Origin of the sequence: Sodalis sp. dw_96, from assembly GCF_018449575.1 — a bacterium.
GTDB lineage: Bacteria > Pseudomonadota > Gammaproteobacteria > Enterobacterales > Enterobacteriaceae > Acerihabitans.
Genome location: NZ_JAAVUT010000034.1, coordinates 1 through 14,984, shown reverse-complemented (window position 1 = coordinate 14,984; position 14,984 = coordinate 1). Strand labels below are relative to the sequence as shown.

The window sequence follows — 14,984 nt, the reverse complement described above, 5'->3', positions numbered from 1 at the left end:
CCGTATTGGCGTTTTCCAGCAAGCACTGACCGTCAGTTTCGATAGTTTTCTGATTGATTTGCGTAGCGCGTTCAATTCCTCCTTAACGATTATTTCTATGTGTCCCCTTCGGCCCGGTCCATGATCATACCTCGGTTATAGTAGTTAAAATCCGGCGGCGCTGCCGTTGCCGCGCGGATCAAACGCCCCCTCCAGCATGCCGTTGGTATGGCGGACAATCGCCCCGGCATGTCCCACCGCTTCGCTGAAATCCGGCAGCATTTCCACCTGGTGCCCGAGGGCCTTTAGGGAGGCCGCCAACGCGGCGGGAAAGCGCCCCTCCAGTTTCAGCGTATCGGTGGACTGTCCCCAGGTGCGTCCCAGCAGCCAGCGGGGTGCGGAAATCGCCTGCTGCAGCGGCATTCCTTGCATTATATGGCGGGTAAACAGCGCCGCCTGGGTTTGCGGCTGGCCGTCGCCCCCCATGGAGCCGTAGATCATCGTTCGTCCGTCATGGAGTTTCGCCGCGGCGGGATTCAGGGTATGGAAAGGATATTTACCGGGGGCCAGGGCCCGCAGATGCGTCGGGTCCAGGCTGAATGACGCGCCGCGGTTTTGCCACAGCACACCGCTTTTTGGCAGCAGGACGCCGCTGCCGAATTCATGGTAGAGGCTCTGGATAAAGGAGACCGCCAGGCCGCTGCTGTCAACGGTGCCCATCCATACCGTATCTCCCGGCGACAGGATGCTGCCCCAGGGCGCCGCCCGGCGGCTGTTTATGCGTTCCGCCAGTGCGTCCAGCATCGGCGGCGCCAGCAGCCCCTGTGCATCAAATGTCATGTGCCGCGCATCGGTAATACAGCTGTCCCGAGTCTCGAAGGCCAGTTTGGTGGCCTCGACAATAGCGTGAATGGAATGGCTTTCCGATTCATTGGCCCAGGGGAGACGATCCGTCAGCCCGAGGATCATCAGGGAGACCAAACCCTGGGTGGGCGGTGTGAGATTGAATATTTCTCCCGCGCTGTGCCGCAAACGCAGCGGGGTAACGCGCCGGGCATGAAACGCCGCCAAATCGCCGGTGGTGACGGGCATGCTCAGCAGAGCCATTTCTTCGGCCATATCGGCCGCCAGCGGTCCGCGATAAAAGCTGTTCAGCCCTTCCAGCGTCAGACGGGTGAGGGTATCCGCCAATTGCGGCTGGATAAACCGGCTGCCGGCCTCGGGAGGTTTACCCTGAGGCAGGAACTGCCGGGCAAAACCTGCCTGTTCCGCCAATTCATCGAATTTATCCGCGGAGGCCCGGGCCTGGGATAATGACACCGGCATACCGTCGGCGGCATAACGAATGGCATCCGCCAGCAGGTGGGAGAGCGGCAGCGACGGATTGCCCATTTCCCGCGACAGCATTAGCGCCTCCGCCCATCCCGCCACCGTACCGGCAACGGTCAGGGCCGATTTCGGGCCGCGATGGGGGATAGCCGCCAGCCCGTCATACAACGTCCTGGAGGCAAGGGATCCCGCCGGTCCGCCGGCGTCGATAGCCACAGGTTCCCCCTGCGGCGGCACTATTAGCCAAAAACCGTCGCCGCCCAGGCCGGTCATATGCGGGTAGACCACCGAGATGGTGGCGGCGGCGGCAACCATGGCGTCGATGGCGTTACCGCCGGCGCGCAGAATGGCCAGGGCGCTTTCACTGGCCAGATGATGGGGCGTAACCGCCATTCCCATAGGCGCGATATTACTGTGATTCATGGGGGCTTAGTCCTGTCGCCATGGATGGATAAGGTGAGTTAAGCAAGAGGCGTTCCAACGTGCGGACCGCGATTGACATAGGTGACATAACGCAAGTTATGCTAGGGTAAGTTGAAACGAAAGTAACAGGGAATCAGGGAACATGACGCCTTTTGATGAGCGGCTGCGTGACGCTTATGCCCGTTTGTCGCCGCAGGAACAGCGCATAGCCGGATTCATTGCCGATCATTTTGACGATATGACCAGCTATAACAGCGCCGAATTGGCGAGGCTGAGCGGGGTGTCCAAGGCGACGGTGAGCAGGCTGTTCCGGCGTTTGGGCTATGAGAATTACCGCCAGGTGCGCGATGAACTGCGCACGCTGCGCCAAAGCGGTTTGCCCCTGACGGATCGCCGCGACGCGGTGCTGGGCAATACACTGCTGGAGCGGCATTACAAGCAGGAAATGGCTAACCTGACCCACTGGGTCAACCAAATGGACGGCCCGCAGTTTTCCGCGGTGATCCAGGCCATGAGCCACGCCCGGCGTCTGTGCCTGGTGGGATTGCGCAACAGTTATCCGGTGGCAATGCACCTGCGTCAGCAGCTGTTGCAGGTGCGCAGCCAGGTCAACCTGCTGCCTCAGCCCGGGCAAACCCTGGCGGAAGAGGTGATTGATCTCACCGGCGAGGATATGGTGGTGGTGGTGGCGTTTCGCCGCCGTACCCCGCAAATCCGCCCGTTCTTGGCAAAACTTCAGCACAATAACGTGCCGGTGCTGCTGATAAGCGAGCCACAGGCGCAGACCTTGATCCCGCTGGCGCGCTGGCATTTGGCCACGCCGCTGGACAGCGTATCGGCGTTTGATTCCTATTCGTCGGCCATGAGCCTGGTGAACTTAATCAGTAATGCGCTGTTGCATGACACCCTGGCCCAGGGGCGGCAGCGCATCCATAACATTGCGGACTGGTACGGCTCCCTGGACGAACTCGAGCAGCGCCGCACGTAAGAAAACGGCGCGCCGGAGTGGTGCGTCCGCCCACTGCTGGTGCAGCCGGCCTTCGCTGAAAAAGCTAATCCACAGCACGCGAAAAACCGTTAATTCCTCGTCTGCCCGCGTTTAACAACAGGTTACGCTGCGCCCGCGCGCAGGGAAAATTCAAGGCTTCATTTGGCACATTAGTTGCAGATTGCCTGATTGTAGAATCATTAGTTTCATCATTTCACCTTGGAAACCGAGAATGACTATCAGAAAACAGCTTATAGCCCTGGCGGGCGCGGTCCTGTTGCTTAGCCAAGCCGGCGCGGCCATGGCCGATCAGTGGCAGCAAATCCAGCAGCGCGGCGTGCTGCGCGTTGCCATCCCGCAGGATTTCCCGCCTTTTGGCTCCATCGGCACCGATATGCAGGCCGAAGGCTACGATATCGATATGGCGCATTACCTGGCCGACAAGATGAAGCTCAAGCTGCAACTGGTGCCGGTAACCAGCGCCAATCGGGTGCCTTACCTGCAAACGGATAAGGTGGATCTGGTGATATCCAGTTTGGGCAAAAACGCCGAACGGGAAAAGGCCATCGATTTCAGCCGGGCCTATGCCCCGTTTTTCCTCGGCGTTTTCGGGCCGAAGGACGACGGGCTGAAAGCGCCGGCCGGGCTCAGCGGCAAGACCATAGCGGTGACCCGCGGCGCGGTGGAGGATCTGGTTCTGACCGACCTGGCGCCGAAAGATGCACAAATCAAACGTTACGAGGATAACAACACCACGCTGTCGGCCTATATGTCCGGCCAGGTGCAATATGTGGCCACCGGCAATCTGGTGGTGAGCGCCATTGCCCGCCAAAACCCCGCCAAAGCGCCGGTGCCGAAATTCATGCTGAAGGATTCCCCCTGTTTTATCGGCCTGCGCAAGGATGAACCGGTGCTGAAGGAGAAGGTCAACGCGCTTATCACCGACGCGCTGAAGGACAATACCCTGAACAGTCTGTCTGAGAAATGGATGAAAGCGCCGCTGCCGGCGGATTTGGGCGCCTGAGGATGCCGACCCCATGACCTATCAGCTTAACTTCCCGGCGTTGTGGCCCTACCTGCCCCAACTGCTGTCCGGCCTGTGGGTGACTATCATGCTGGCTGCCGTGGCCACCGTGGGCGGCATCGCCATCGGTATCTGCGGGGCGGCTATCCGCTGCAGCCGATATGCGCTGCCGGGCCGGGTATGGGGGATCGGGTGGTGTTTATGCATCAGGGCAAAGTGTGGGAGCAGGGGGAAAGCCGTCAGCTGTTCGCCCGGCCGCAAACGGCGGAACTGAAACAGTTTATCGCCTCGGTGCGCGGTTTGGGCGATGCCTGACTATTATCCCGCTGCGCGGCCCCGTGAATGCCCGACCATCGCCTCTACGTTTGTCCCCGAGGATGCGTGGCCCGACCTGCGGCAATCCGAAGATTATCGGTCATCTAACGAAATCGAATGGTGGTATCAAAGGATAACTCATGTTGGATAATGCAAAGTACGATCAAATTAATCCACCCTCCCGCCTGCTGATGGGGCCGGGTCCGATAAACGCCGATCCGCGGGTGCTGCGGGCGATGGCCAGCCAACTGGTGGGACAATACGATCCCGCCATGACCGGTTATATGAACGAAGTGATGGCGCTATACCGCGTCCTGTTCAAGACCGAAAACCCCTGGACGCTGCTGGTGGACGGCACGTCACGCGCCGGTATCGAAGCGGTGCTGCTGTCGGTGATTCGCCCCGGTGATAAGGTCCTGGTGCCGGTATTCGGCCGGTTCGGCCATCTGCTGTGTGAAATCGCCCGGCGCTGCCGTGCCGAGGTCCATATCATCGAGGCTCCCTGGGGCGAGGTATTCAGCCCCGACCAGATTGAAGACGCGGTGAAACGCGTGCGTCCGCGGGTGCTGCTTACCGTGCAGGGGGATACCTCCACCGCCATGTTGCAACCCCTGGAAGGATTGGGGGAGATCTGCCGTCGTTACGATGTGCTGTTTTACACCGACGCCACCGCCTCCTTGGGAGGCAATGCCCTGGAAACCGATGCCTGGGGCCTGGATGCGGTTTCCGCTGGCTTGCAAAAGTGTCTCGGCGGTCCCTCCGGCAGCGCCCCGGTCACCCTCAGCGCCCGCTGTGAAGCGGTCATTCGCCGCCGTAAATGCGTGGAGGAGGGGATTCGCACCGCCGAGCACCGGGATGGCGACGATGGGATGATTTATTCCAACTATTTCGATCTCGGCATGATCATGGATTACTGGGGACCGGAACGCTTAAATCACCATACCGAAGCCACCAGCATGCTGTTCGCCGCCCGTGAATGCGCCCGGCTGTTGCTGGAGGAAGGGGTTGATGCGGCCATTGAACGCCATAAACTGCACGGCGGGGCGATGCTGGCGGGTATCGACGCCATGGGCCTCGGAGTCTTCGGCGACAGGCGCCACAAAATGAACAATGTGCTGGGGGTGGTTATCCCCACCGCCATTGACGGCGAACAGGTGCGGCAGATGATGCTGAACGATTTCGCCATTGAAATCGGCACCTCGTTCGGACCGCTGAAGGGAAAAATCTGGCGTATCGGCACTATGGGCTATAACGCGCGCAAGGATTGTGTGATGCAAACCCTGAGCGCCCTGGAAGGGGTGCTGCATCGTTTGGGCTTCGCCGGTCCCCGCGGGGCCGGCCTGCAGGCGGCCTGGGATCATTACCAGAGGGAGCAGCCATCATGACCGACTATGGAATGCCCGAGCCATCCGCCGCCGCTGGCGCCCGGCGTATAATGGAGCGCTGCGATATATTGGCCGGCATCAGCGAAACGCCGGGCCAACTGACCCGCACCTACCTGTCGCGGGAACATCTGCTGGCTAATCGACAGGTAGGTGAATGGATGCGCTCGGCGGGTATGCGGGTTTGGCAGGACAGCGTGGGCAATATCTGCGGCCGCTACGAAGGGCAGCAACAGGATTTGCCTGCCATCCTGCTGGGATCCCATTTGGACACGGTTCGTAACGCCGGTCGCTATGACGGTATGCTGGGGGTGTTGGCCGCCATAGAGCTGGTGTACTTTCTTCATCAGCGGCAACTGCGCCTGCCCAGGGCCATAGAGGTAATCGGTTTCGCCGACGAAGAAGGCACGCGCTTCGGCATCGCCCTGCTGGGCAGCCGGGGGATTACCGGCACCTGGCCGCCGGACTGGCTGGGGCGCAAAGACGAGGAAGGCATCGACGTGGCGCAGGCCATGACCCGGGCCGGGCTGGATCCCGCCCTTATCCTCCAGGCCAAACGGGATGCAAACGCCTTCGCCGCCTATCTGGAATTGCATATCGAGCAAGGTCCCTGCCTGGAACAGGCGGGAGCGGCGCTGGGGGTGGTGACCGCCATCAACGGCGCCCGACGCCTGAATTGCCGGTTCGCCGGCGTGGCGGGCCATGCCGGCACGGTGCCGATGCCTCTGCGTAAAGACGCGCTGAGCGCCGCCGCGCGCTGGATTGCGCAAATCGACGATCTCACCGTTGCCCGCGGGCCACAAATGGTGGCCACCGTCGGCACGCTGCAATGCCTGCCGGGGGCGGTAAACGTGATCCCCGGCGAGGTGAACCTGACGCTGGATGTGCGCGGTCCGGACAGCGAGGAGCTGCAGGGTCTGGTGACCGCGCTGCTGGGCCTGGCCGGCACCATCGCTTCCCGGCGCGGTATCGGCTTTAGCGCGGAAGAGTTTTATCATATCGGCGCCACGCCCTGTGATGCGATACTTCAAGCGAAACTGGCGGAGAGCCTGTGCCGCATACAGGGCAGCAGCCCGCGTTTGCCCAGCGGTGCCGGACATGACGCCATTGCGTTGGCGGCATGCTGGCCGGTGGGGATGCTGTTTATCCGCTGCCGCCGGGGTATCAGCCATCATCCCGACGAGTGGGTGGCGGAAGCGGACGTGGCCGTCGCACTGCGGGCCTATTTTGATGCCGTCAGCGCCCTGACGAGCACCGCGGGGGATATCGGCGTGAGCCTGAAGGCGGGCTGATCTTTGAGAAACTTCTCGCCCCGGCAGGCGCCACGGGGGATATAAGCTTGAGCCTGAAGGCGGGCTGATTTTTGAGAAACTTCTCGCCCTGGCAGGCGCCACGGGGGATATCGGCTTAAACTTGAAAGCGGGTTAATACTTGGCGACTATTTTTGATGACGTTTGATGAATTTAATCACGCCGACGCGGCTCTATTGAAACCTCTGCTGCTGGTTTGCGCCGCCGTTGGTTCCTGGGCCGATGACATCATCGCCGCCCGGCCTTTTAGCGGCCTGGATGAACTGCTGGCCTTTGCCGATGATGCCGCCCGGCGGTGGGGGGCAGAACAGGTGGATGAAGCATTATTAGAACATCCGCGCATTGGGGAGTCTCGGGAACATAATGACGCCGCCGCCGAGCATTCCCGCCGGGAGCAACCGGTGCTGACTGATGGCGATGAGCGGCTGAAAATCGCGTTAAGGGAAGGCAATCGGCAATATGAAGCCAAATTCGGCCGGATATTTCTGATTCGCGCCGCCGGGCGCAGCGGCGAGGAGATCCTGGCCTGTTTGCGGCATCGGTTGCAAAACGGCGTCGGGCAGGAGCAGTCGGAGACGGCGAAACAGCTGCGGGAAATTGCCCTATTACGCTTACGACAGGGACTTTCATAATGGGAACCATTACCACGCATGTGTTGGATACGTCGCTGGGTAAACCGGCGGCGGGTATGGAGATCGTGCTGGAGTTGCAGCTGGACGGCGATTGGGTTAGGTTGTCCGGCGGCACTACCGGCGCCGACGGGCGGTTGACAGGGTTAACCCCTGATGGCGTGCCGCCGGGGCATTATCGCTTAAGCGCCGGGATCAGGGAGTATTTCGTCGCCGACGGGCGCCGCACGCTGTACGGCAGCGCCATTATTGATTTCTATCTGGCCGATGGCGACGAACATCTGCATTTGCCGCTGCTGGTCAGCCCCTATGGCTGGTCGACTTATCGGGGTAGCTGAAAACCCCTTTGGCACGGGTCTCCCTTTAACACGCTCGATGCCTGATCGGTGATAGCGGGCCTACCGAGCCATGAGGCACTCCGGCGGGCGGAAAAACCACGCCCGCTTCGACCTCATCGGCACGGTCTCCCTTTAACACGTTCGATGCCTGATCGGTGTTAGCGGGCCTACCGAGCCATGAGGCACTCCGGCGGGCGGAAAAACCACGCCCGCTTCGACCTCATCGGCACGGTCTCCCTTTAACACGTTCGATGCCTGATCGGTGTTAGCGGGCTTACCGAGCCATGAGGCACTCCGGCGGGCGGAAAAACCACGCCCGCTTCGACCTCATCGGCACGGTCTCCCTTTAACACGTCCGATGCCTGATCGGTGTTAGCGGGCTTACCGAGCCATGAGGCACTCCGGCGGGCGGAAAAACCACGCCCGCTTCGACCTCATCGGCACAGTCTCCCTTTAACACGCTCGATGCCTGATCGGTGACAGCGGGCCTACCGAGCCATGAGGCACTCCGGCGGGCGGAAAAACCACGCCCGCTTCGACCTCATCGGCACGGTCTCCCTTTAACACGCTCGAAGCCTTATCGGTGATAGCGGGCCTACCGTGCCGCGGTACTACGGTTAAAAATCCAGCTGAAAATTATCCGCATCCAGCCAGGCGGGGAATGCTTTGCGGTAATCGCGCAAGGTATCCAATGACAATTCGGCTTCGAGGCATACCGCCTGCTGCGGTCTGCCCTGGGCCAGCACGTTGCCCGTCGGATCGATAATCATGCTGTCGCCGCTGTAGTGATGGCCGTTGCCGTCGGTGCCGACCCGGTTGCAGCCGGCCACATAGGCCTGATTCTCGATGGCGCGGGCCGCCAGCAGGGTTTGCCAGTGACCGGCGCGGGGCGCCGGCCAGTTGGCGACATAGAGCGCCAAATCATAATCCTGCCGGTTGCGCGACCATACCGGGAAGCGCAGGTCGTAGCAGACCTGCGGCAGAATGCGCCAGCCGCGCCACTCCACCACCAGCCGTTTTTGCCCGGCCTGATAATATTGGTGTTCTTTCGCCATGCGAAACAGATGCCGTTTGTCATACACATGGACCTGGCCGGAAGGCTCTACCAGCAAAAAGCGGTTTACCGCGCCGTCCGGCGTGCTGATGGCGGCGCTGCCGCATATCATCGCCTTGGCGGATACCGCCCATTTGTGCAGCCACTCCACCACCCGCCCCTGGGGCAGGGCATTATTAGCCGCCTCCATGGCGAAGCCGGTGGTGAACATTTCCGGCAGGACAATCAGATCGCGCCCGGCGGCATCGGCCAGCAGACCGTCGAAATGCGCCAGATTGGCCTCGCCGTCCATCCAGGCCAGCGGCTGCTGCAATACGCTGATTTTCAGAGTTGACATAAGCGCTCCGCGGCGGCGTCAAGGGTGGCATCCTGTTTGGCAAAACACAGGCGGACGAGTTTGTGGGGGAAAGGATCGGCACAGAATACCGACAGGGGAATGACCGCAACCCCCACTTCCACCGTCAGCCATTTGCTGAACGCCACATCGTCCATATCGGATATGGCGCTGTAGTCCGCCAGCAGGAAATAGGTGCCTTCACAGGGCAGCACTTTGAACCGGCTCGGCGCCAGTGCGTTGACCAGATGATCGCGCCGCTCGCGATAGAAGTCGGGCAACTGCTGCCAGTGCTGCGGTTCGGCATTCAGCATATCGGCAATGGCCAACTGGGCGGGCGTGTTCACCGCAAAGGTCAAATATTGGTGAATCTTGCGCACTTCGGCGCTGAGCACCGGCGGCGCAATGCAGTAGCCGATTTTCCAGCCGGTCATATGGTAGGTCTTGCCGAACGACGAGACGGCAATTGACCGCTGGCGCAGCTGCGGATGGGCCAGCACGCTGGCATGGCCCTGGGGCGCGAAGCAGATATGTTCGTAGACCTCATCGCTGAGCACATAGATTTCCCGCTCGGCGATGGCCTGCCACAGCTGCGCAAAATCTTCCGGCTGCCAGACGGTGGCGGAGGGGTTATGCGGCGTGTTCAGGATAACCAGTCGGGTTTTATCGGTTAATTGGGCCCGGAAGGCGTCCCAATCGACGCGAAACGACGGCGGCTGCAGGGCGATATGGCGGGTAACGCCCCCCGCCAGGGTTACCGCCGGGGCATAGCTGTCGTAGCTCGGGTCGAAACAAATCACCTCATCGCCGCTGCGAACCAGCGCGCTGATGGCGGCGAACAGCGCTTCGGTGGCGCCGGCGGTGACGGTAATCTCGCTGTCCGCATCGGGGCGCCAGCCGTAGATCTGTTCGGTTTTATCGGCAATGGCGGCCCGCAACGCCACGGCGCCGGTCATCGGCGCATATTGGTTGGCGCCTTGTTCGACGTGGTAGGCCAGCCTTTTTTTCAAATAGCCGGGACCGGAGAAATCCGGAAATCCCTGGGACAGGTTAATAGCCTTATGCTGCTGGGCCAGCGCGCTCATCTGGGTAAAGATGGTGGTGCCCAACGACGGAAGTTTGCTTTCAGGTATGAAGGATTTGCTGCTCATGCTTAACGACCACTCTTAGAAGCCGGTTTTGGATCCAATATAACACGCTGGGTACAATTGACAATCGGGACGTTTAGATGGGTAAACGGCTAAACGCCATACATCGATACATAAGCCCGGCGAAGAAATTATTTAACGGCGGCGGAAGGGAAATCAGGGTTATTTCAGCCAAAGAGAGGGACGGTTAGAGTGAATGTAGGTCGTTCAGTCAGATTGATTGGGCTAAGACTAACCGGGTTTGCTTCCACTGACAGGGGATTAATATTTTGGGGAATTATTCAATAAGTTAATCAAAACAATTGAAATAGTCGTACAAATATATGGCCTATTATTCATTCGCCTTTAACGCCATTATAACACGCACGTTACTCCGTTAACTTTTTCTATGAGAACCCTATGATTAATGTAAAAAAAAGCATTGTCCCGATGATTATCGCCTTTGGCGCGCTGTCCGGTTTCGCCCGGGCTGAAACACAGACTTTTGTTATGGATCCCGCCCATACCTCGGTGGTGTTTTCCTGGAATCATTTCGGCTTTTCCAATCCCACCGCGAATTTTTCCAATGTCACCGGCAATATTGTGCTGGATGATAAAAAAATCACCCAATCACAAGTCGACGTAACCATTCCCATCGACAGTGTTGATACCCACGTGCAAAAACTGACGGAGGAGTTTAAGGGCAAGGATTATTTCGATCAGGCCACTTATCCCCAAGCCACCTTCCACAGTACAAAAATTGTCAGCGAAGGCGCCCACAAATATAAAGTGTATGGCGACCTGAAAATCAAGGATATTACCAAACCGGTGATTCTAAACGCGGTGCTGAACAAGATAGGCCAGCATCCGATGGAGAAAAAACAGGCGGTTGGTTTTAACGCCGTCACCACCATCAAACGTTCTGAATTCGGGCTGGATAAATATGTGCCCATGGTGAGCGATGCCGTGGTGATAACCATTTCCACCGAAGCCCTGGTGAAATAACCCGCCCGTTCCGCTGCCGGCGAGTGGTTGTATCTTGATAACCGCTTATTCCGGCAGCGAGTCATCCCCTTGATACCCCTTCGATCCCGTACTGATTGTTCCACGTTTTTATCCCGTGATGATAATCTGGCTCACAAATAGTGATTTTCCTGCTGTTGGTCCGCTGTCCCAAGCCATCTTCGCTTCTCGCGGTTTCGTCAATCCGGTAAACTGGTTACCGAAGATTTTCTGAATTTGCGAGCCTATACCGAGGGACTTATGTATCAGGATTTGATTCGTAGTGAACTTAACGAAGCCGCGCTGACGCTGGCTAACTTTCTGAAAGACGAAAAAAATATTCAATCCATTGAAGACGCGGCCAGACTTATCGCCGATTCCTTCAAAGCCGGGGGCAAAGTGCTGTCCTGCGGCAACGGCGGTTCCCATTGCGACGCCATGCATTTCGCCGAGGAGCTCACCGGACGCTATCGCGACAATCGCCCGGCTTATCCGGCCATCGCCATTTCCGACGTGAGCCATTTATCCTGCGTGAGCAACGATTACGGTTATGATTTCGTGTTTTCCCGTTATATCGAAGCCCTGGGCAATAAGGGTGATGTGCTGCTGGGCATCTCCACCTCCGGCAACTCGGCCAATATTATCCGCGCCGTCGAGGCCGCCAGGGCCAAAGGCATGAAGGTCATTACGCTTACCGGCAAAGACGGCGGCAAAATGGCCGGTACCGCCGATGTGGAAATTCGCGTTCCCCATTTCGGTTATGCCGATCGTATCCAGGAGATTCATATCAAGTCGATTCACATACTGATCCAGCTGATTGAAAAAGAGATGGCTGTGGCAGCGTAATGCAGTAACGGAATCGGATGGCGGCGGCATTGTAATGTCGCGCCGTTATCGGGATTGCGTGGAACAGGAGAGGGTCATGTGTGAACTGCTCGGGATGAGTGCCAATGTACCGACAGACATTTGCTTCAGCTTTACCGGGTTAGTGCAGCGGGGCGGCCGCACCGGGCCGCATAAGGACGGATGGGGTATCACGTTCTATGAGGGACTGGGTTGCCGGACCTTCAAGGATCCGCTGCCGAGCATCAGCTCACCCATCGCCAAGCTGGTGCAGGACTATCCTATCAAATCCTGCGCGGTGGTCTCCCATATCCGCCAGGCCAATCGCGGGCGGGTATCGCTGGAAAACACCCACCCCTTTACCCGTGAACTCTGGGGACGGAACTGGACCTTTGCCCACAACGGCCAGCTGCGGGGATATCACCAGCTGGACACCAGTCCTTATCGTCCGGTGGGGCAGACGGACAGCGAATTTGCTTTTTGCTGGCTGCTGGCCCGGCTGGCGGAGCGTTATCCGCGGACTCCCAGCCATTGGCCGTCGGTGTTCCGTTATATCGAGACCCTGGCGGGAGAGCTGCGGCAAAAGGGCATTTTTAATATGCTGCTGTCCGACGGTCGTTTTGTCATGGGATATTGTTCCACCGAGCTTTACTGGATAACCCGGCGGGCGCCGTTCGGCAAGGCCACGCTTATCGATCAGGATGTGGAGATTGATTTCCAGCGGCAGACCACGCCGAACGACGTGGTGACGGTGATCGCCACCCAGCCGCTGACGGGCAATGAAACCTGGCACAAGGTTGCGCCAGGGGAGAGCGTGTTATTTCGGCTGGGTGAGCGCGAGCTGTGACGGCACGGGTGTGCGGGTCATTTGCATCGGCGTCCCTATCACATACTGGCCGTTGACCACCGCCACCGCCGCAGGCTGGTGGTGCTCGGCAAAAAAGGCATAACCGGGCTGCAACTGTTGCCAGAAAGAATAATAGGTGGAGTAACGATGGCGCTGCATATTTGCCTGGGTCATACGGAACGGGTAAATATGAATTTTTATCGCGCCCTGGCCGTTTCTTAATGCCGCTTCCACATAGCGGTAAATTTCAGCGATATAACTGTCGGTCATGGCGTAACAGCCGATGGAACGACAATCTCCATGTATCATCAGCATGGCGCCGGAATAGCCGCGGGATTGGTCATAGGCATTGGGAAAACCGACATTGATGGCCCGGTAATAATGGCTGTTGGGCTGTAAATTACGGCTGTCGATGGTATAAAAACCTTCCGGACTTTTAAAATCCCCCTCCACCCGTTTCGGGCCCAGCCCGCCGGAGAAGTTGCAGATGCCGTAGCTGCCTATCAAGCGGTACTCGGAACCTACCTGGGCATAGAGCTCAAGGGTCCGTTCTTCTTTGAAGATTTGAATAAATACCGGTGAGCCGAGTAATTGGGCTTTCAATTCATTTGAAATAACTTGCGTCTGCTCACTGGCATAACTGACAGAGGTGAATGCCGGTATACAAAACAACATCGCAAACAGCAGTGCGATTTTGCTCATTATCATTCCTGCGTAGTCAAAATAAATAACAAACCAGCAATAATTATTGCCGGCAAACCGTATAAAAACGCCAATGTAAACTATATAAACAGCGACACGATATCACTGCCCGAACTTTTATCAAGATACGTTTTGTATATATTCTCCTACTTACTGTATACTCATACAGTTAAAGGGGGACAAATGCGCAAAATCATACATGTCGATATGGACTGTTTCTTCGCGGCAGTTGAAATGCGCGACGATCCCAGCCTGCGCGATATCCCCATCGCCATCGGCGGCCGGGCGGACAAGCGGGGGGTCATCAGCACCGCCAATTACCCGGCCCGGGTGTTCGGCGTGCACAGCGCCATGTCCACCGCCATGGCCATGAAGCTTTGCCCCCACCTTAAGCTGCTGCCGGGGCGCATCAGCGCCTACAAAGAAGCATCGGCACATATTCGTGAAATCTTTAGCCGTTATACGCCGTTAATCGAGCCGCTGTCGCTGGACGAAGCTTATCTGGATGTTACCGACAGCCCGTATTACAACGGGTCGGCCACCCGAATGGCCCAGGCTATCCGCGCTGATGTCGCCCATGAACTGCGCCTTACCGCGTCCGCCGGGGTGGCGCCGGTGAAGTTTCTGGCCAAAATCGCCTCCGATTTGAACAAACCCGACGGTTTATACGTTATCACCCCCGAGCAGGTTGCCCCTTTTTTGCAGCAGTTGCCCTTGGGTAAAATACCCGGTGTGGGCAAAGTCACGGCGAAAAAACTGGCGGATATGGGGCTTAATACCTGTGCCGATGTGCAGCGTTATGACCTGGGGGCGCTGCTGCGGCAGTTTGGCAAATTCGGCCGGGTTATTTGGGAGCGCTCGTTGGGGATCGATGAGCGGGAAGTCACCTCCGATCGGCTGCGTAAGTCTGTTGGGGTGGAGCGCACCCTGGAGCAGGATATCGACGGCTGGGAGGCGTGCGTACAGATTATCGAGGCGCTGTATCCGGAGCTGGAGCGCCGGCTGGCGCGGGTGCGGCCGGATTTGCATATCGCCCGGCAGGGCATCAAGCTGAAGTTCGCCGATTTCCAGCAAACCACCCAGGAGCATGTGTGGCCGGTCTTGAATAAAGACGATTTGCTGCAGATTGCCCGCCAGGCGTGGGAGCAGAGGCGCGGTGACCGGGGCGTGAGGCTGGTGGGGCTGCATGTGACGCTGCTGGATCCGCAGATTGAGCGGCAGCTGATATTTAACTGGGAAGATGATTTGTTTTTGTGAGGGGGGAGCTGCGCTCCCCCAACCCCTGCAGGACCCGTTGCATGATTGGTGTAAGCTGTCCGACCGAGGCCCCGTTGCACGTTCCGTGTAAGCGGGCCTAC

General features: G+C 58.5%; 14 protein-coding genes and 2 pseudogenes. 12 read left to right on the top strand and 4 right to left on the bottom strand.

All coding sequences use genetic code 11. The features are described from left to right. Window positions 1-144: 144 nt before the first annotated feature. Window positions 145-1,731 (bottom strand): gamma-glutamyltransferase family protein, encoded by a 1,587-nt coding sequence (locus HB631_RS25900; protein ID WP_213994063.1) that lies wholly within the window; start codon window positions 1,729-1,731, stop codon window positions 145-147. A gap of 142 nt (window positions 1,732-1,873) precedes the next feature. Here HB631_RS25900 and HB631_RS25895 point away from each other — a divergent pair, with 142 nt between their 5' ends. From HB631_RS25895 to uraH, 8 genes and pseudogenes are all read left to right on the top strand, one after another. Next, the gene (locus tag HB631_RS25895; protein ID WP_213994062.1) at window positions 1,874-2,719 is read left to right on the top strand and encodes a MurR/RpiR family transcriptional regulator; all 846 of its coding nucleotides are present in this window, start codon (window positions 1,874-1,876) and stop codon (window positions 2,717-2,719) included. 232 nt (window positions 2,720-2,951) lie between these two features. Continuing rightward, a complete protein-coding gene (locus HB631_RS25890) occupies window positions 2,952-3,743 on the top strand; it encodes a transporter substrate-binding domain-containing protein (protein WP_213994061.1) in 792 nt (263 codons plus the stop codon). A 13-nt stretch (window positions 3,744-3,756) separates the two neighbouring features. Next, window positions 3,757-3,930 (top strand): annotated as a pseudogene (locus tag HB631_RS27210) (amino acid ABC transporter permease); the annotation flags it as partial. Further along, window positions 3,924-4,058, top strand: a pseudogene (locus tag HB631_RS25885) (amino acid ABC transporter ATP-binding protein); the annotation flags it as partial. The pseudogenes HB631_RS27210 and HB631_RS25885, both read left to right, overlap by 7 nt. Window positions 4,059-4,198: 140 nt before the next feature. Then, window positions 4,199-5,443, top strand: a complete 1,245-nt coding sequence (locus HB631_RS25880) for an alanine--glyoxylate aminotransferase family protein (protein ID WP_213994060.1) — start codon at window positions 4,199-4,201, stop codon at window positions 5,441-5,443. Continuing rightward, entirely contained in the window at window positions 5,440-6,732 is a 1,293-nt protein-coding gene (gene hpxK, locus HB631_RS25875) for an allantoate amidohydrolase (protein WP_255557308.1), read from the top strand. Before HB631_RS25880 ends, hpxK begins: the two co-directional genes overlap by 4 nt. 155 nt (window positions 6,733-6,887) lie before the next feature. Further along, window positions 6,888-7,382: a 2-oxo-4-hydroxy-4-carboxy-5-ureidoimidazoline decarboxylase gene (uraD, locus tag HB631_RS25870; RefSeq protein WP_213994059.1), complete on the top strand. Its 495-nt coding sequence runs from the start codon at window positions 6,888-6,890 to the stop codon at window positions 7,380-7,382. After that, a complete protein-coding gene (uraH, locus tag HB631_RS25865) occupies window positions 7,382-7,717 on the top strand; it encodes a hydroxyisourate hydrolase (protein ID WP_213994058.1) in 336 nt (111 codons plus the stop codon). Before uraD ends, uraH begins: the two co-directional genes overlap by 1 nt. A gap of 617 nt (window positions 7,718-8,334) precedes the next feature. On the opposite strand, the gene HB631_RS25860 is transcribed toward uraH, so the two are convergent. Together HB631_RS25860 and HB631_RS25855 are read right to left on the bottom strand one after the other, a co-directional pair. Further along, complete coding sequence (locus HB631_RS25860; protein ID WP_213994057.1) at window positions 8,335-9,108, bottom strand: amidohydrolase; 774 nt, start codon at window positions 9,106-9,108, stop codon at window positions 8,335-8,337. Further along, the gene (locus tag HB631_RS25855; RefSeq protein WP_213994056.1) at window positions 9,096-10,256 is read right to left on the bottom strand and encodes a pyridoxal phosphate-dependent aminotransferase; all 1,161 of its coding nucleotides are present in this window, start codon (window positions 10,254-10,256) and stop codon (window positions 9,096-9,098) included. Before HB631_RS25855 ends, HB631_RS25860 begins: the two co-directional genes overlap by 13 nt. A 396-nt stretch (window positions 10,257-10,652) precedes the next feature. Here HB631_RS25855 and HB631_RS25850 point away from each other — a divergent pair, with 396 nt between their 5' ends. The 3 genes from HB631_RS25850 (at window position 10,653) to HB631_RS25840 (ending at window position 12,924) form a co-directional block, all read left to right on the top strand. Further along, window positions 10,653-11,237 carry a YceI family protein gene (locus tag HB631_RS25850; protein ID WP_213994055.1) on the top strand — a complete coding sequence of 195 codons (585 nt, stop codon included), beginning with the start codon at window positions 10,653-10,655 and terminating at the stop codon, window positions 11,235-11,237. Between the two features lie 258 nt (window positions 11,238-11,495). Next, entirely contained in the window at window positions 11,496-12,080 is a 585-nt protein-coding gene (gene lpcA / locus HB631_RS25845) for a D-sedoheptulose 7-phosphate isomerase (RefSeq protein ID WP_213994054.1), read from the top strand. A gap of 76 nt (window positions 12,081-12,156) precedes the next feature. Then, the gene (locus HB631_RS25840; RefSeq protein WP_213994053.1) at window positions 12,157-12,924 is read left to right on the top strand and encodes a class II glutamine amidotransferase; all 768 of its coding nucleotides are present in this window, start codon (window positions 12,157-12,159) and stop codon (window positions 12,922-12,924) included. Here HB631_RS25840 and dpaA read toward each other — a convergent pair. Then, window positions 12,895-13,626, bottom strand: a complete 732-nt coding sequence (gene dpaA / locus HB631_RS25835; RefSeq protein WP_213994052.1) for a peptidoglycan meso-diaminopimelic acid protein amidase — start codon at window positions 13,624-13,626, stop codon at window positions 12,895-12,897. The genes HB631_RS25840 and dpaA overlap by 30 nt on opposite strands. A 183-nt stretch (window positions 13,627-13,809) precedes the next feature. Between dpaA and dinB the strand changes: the two genes are divergently transcribed. Further along, complete coding sequence (dinB, locus tag HB631_RS25830) at window positions 13,810-14,883, top strand: DNA polymerase IV (RefSeq protein WP_213994051.1); 1,074 nt, start codon at window positions 13,810-13,812, stop codon at window positions 14,881-14,883. Window positions 14,884-14,984 lie beyond the last annotated feature (101 nt).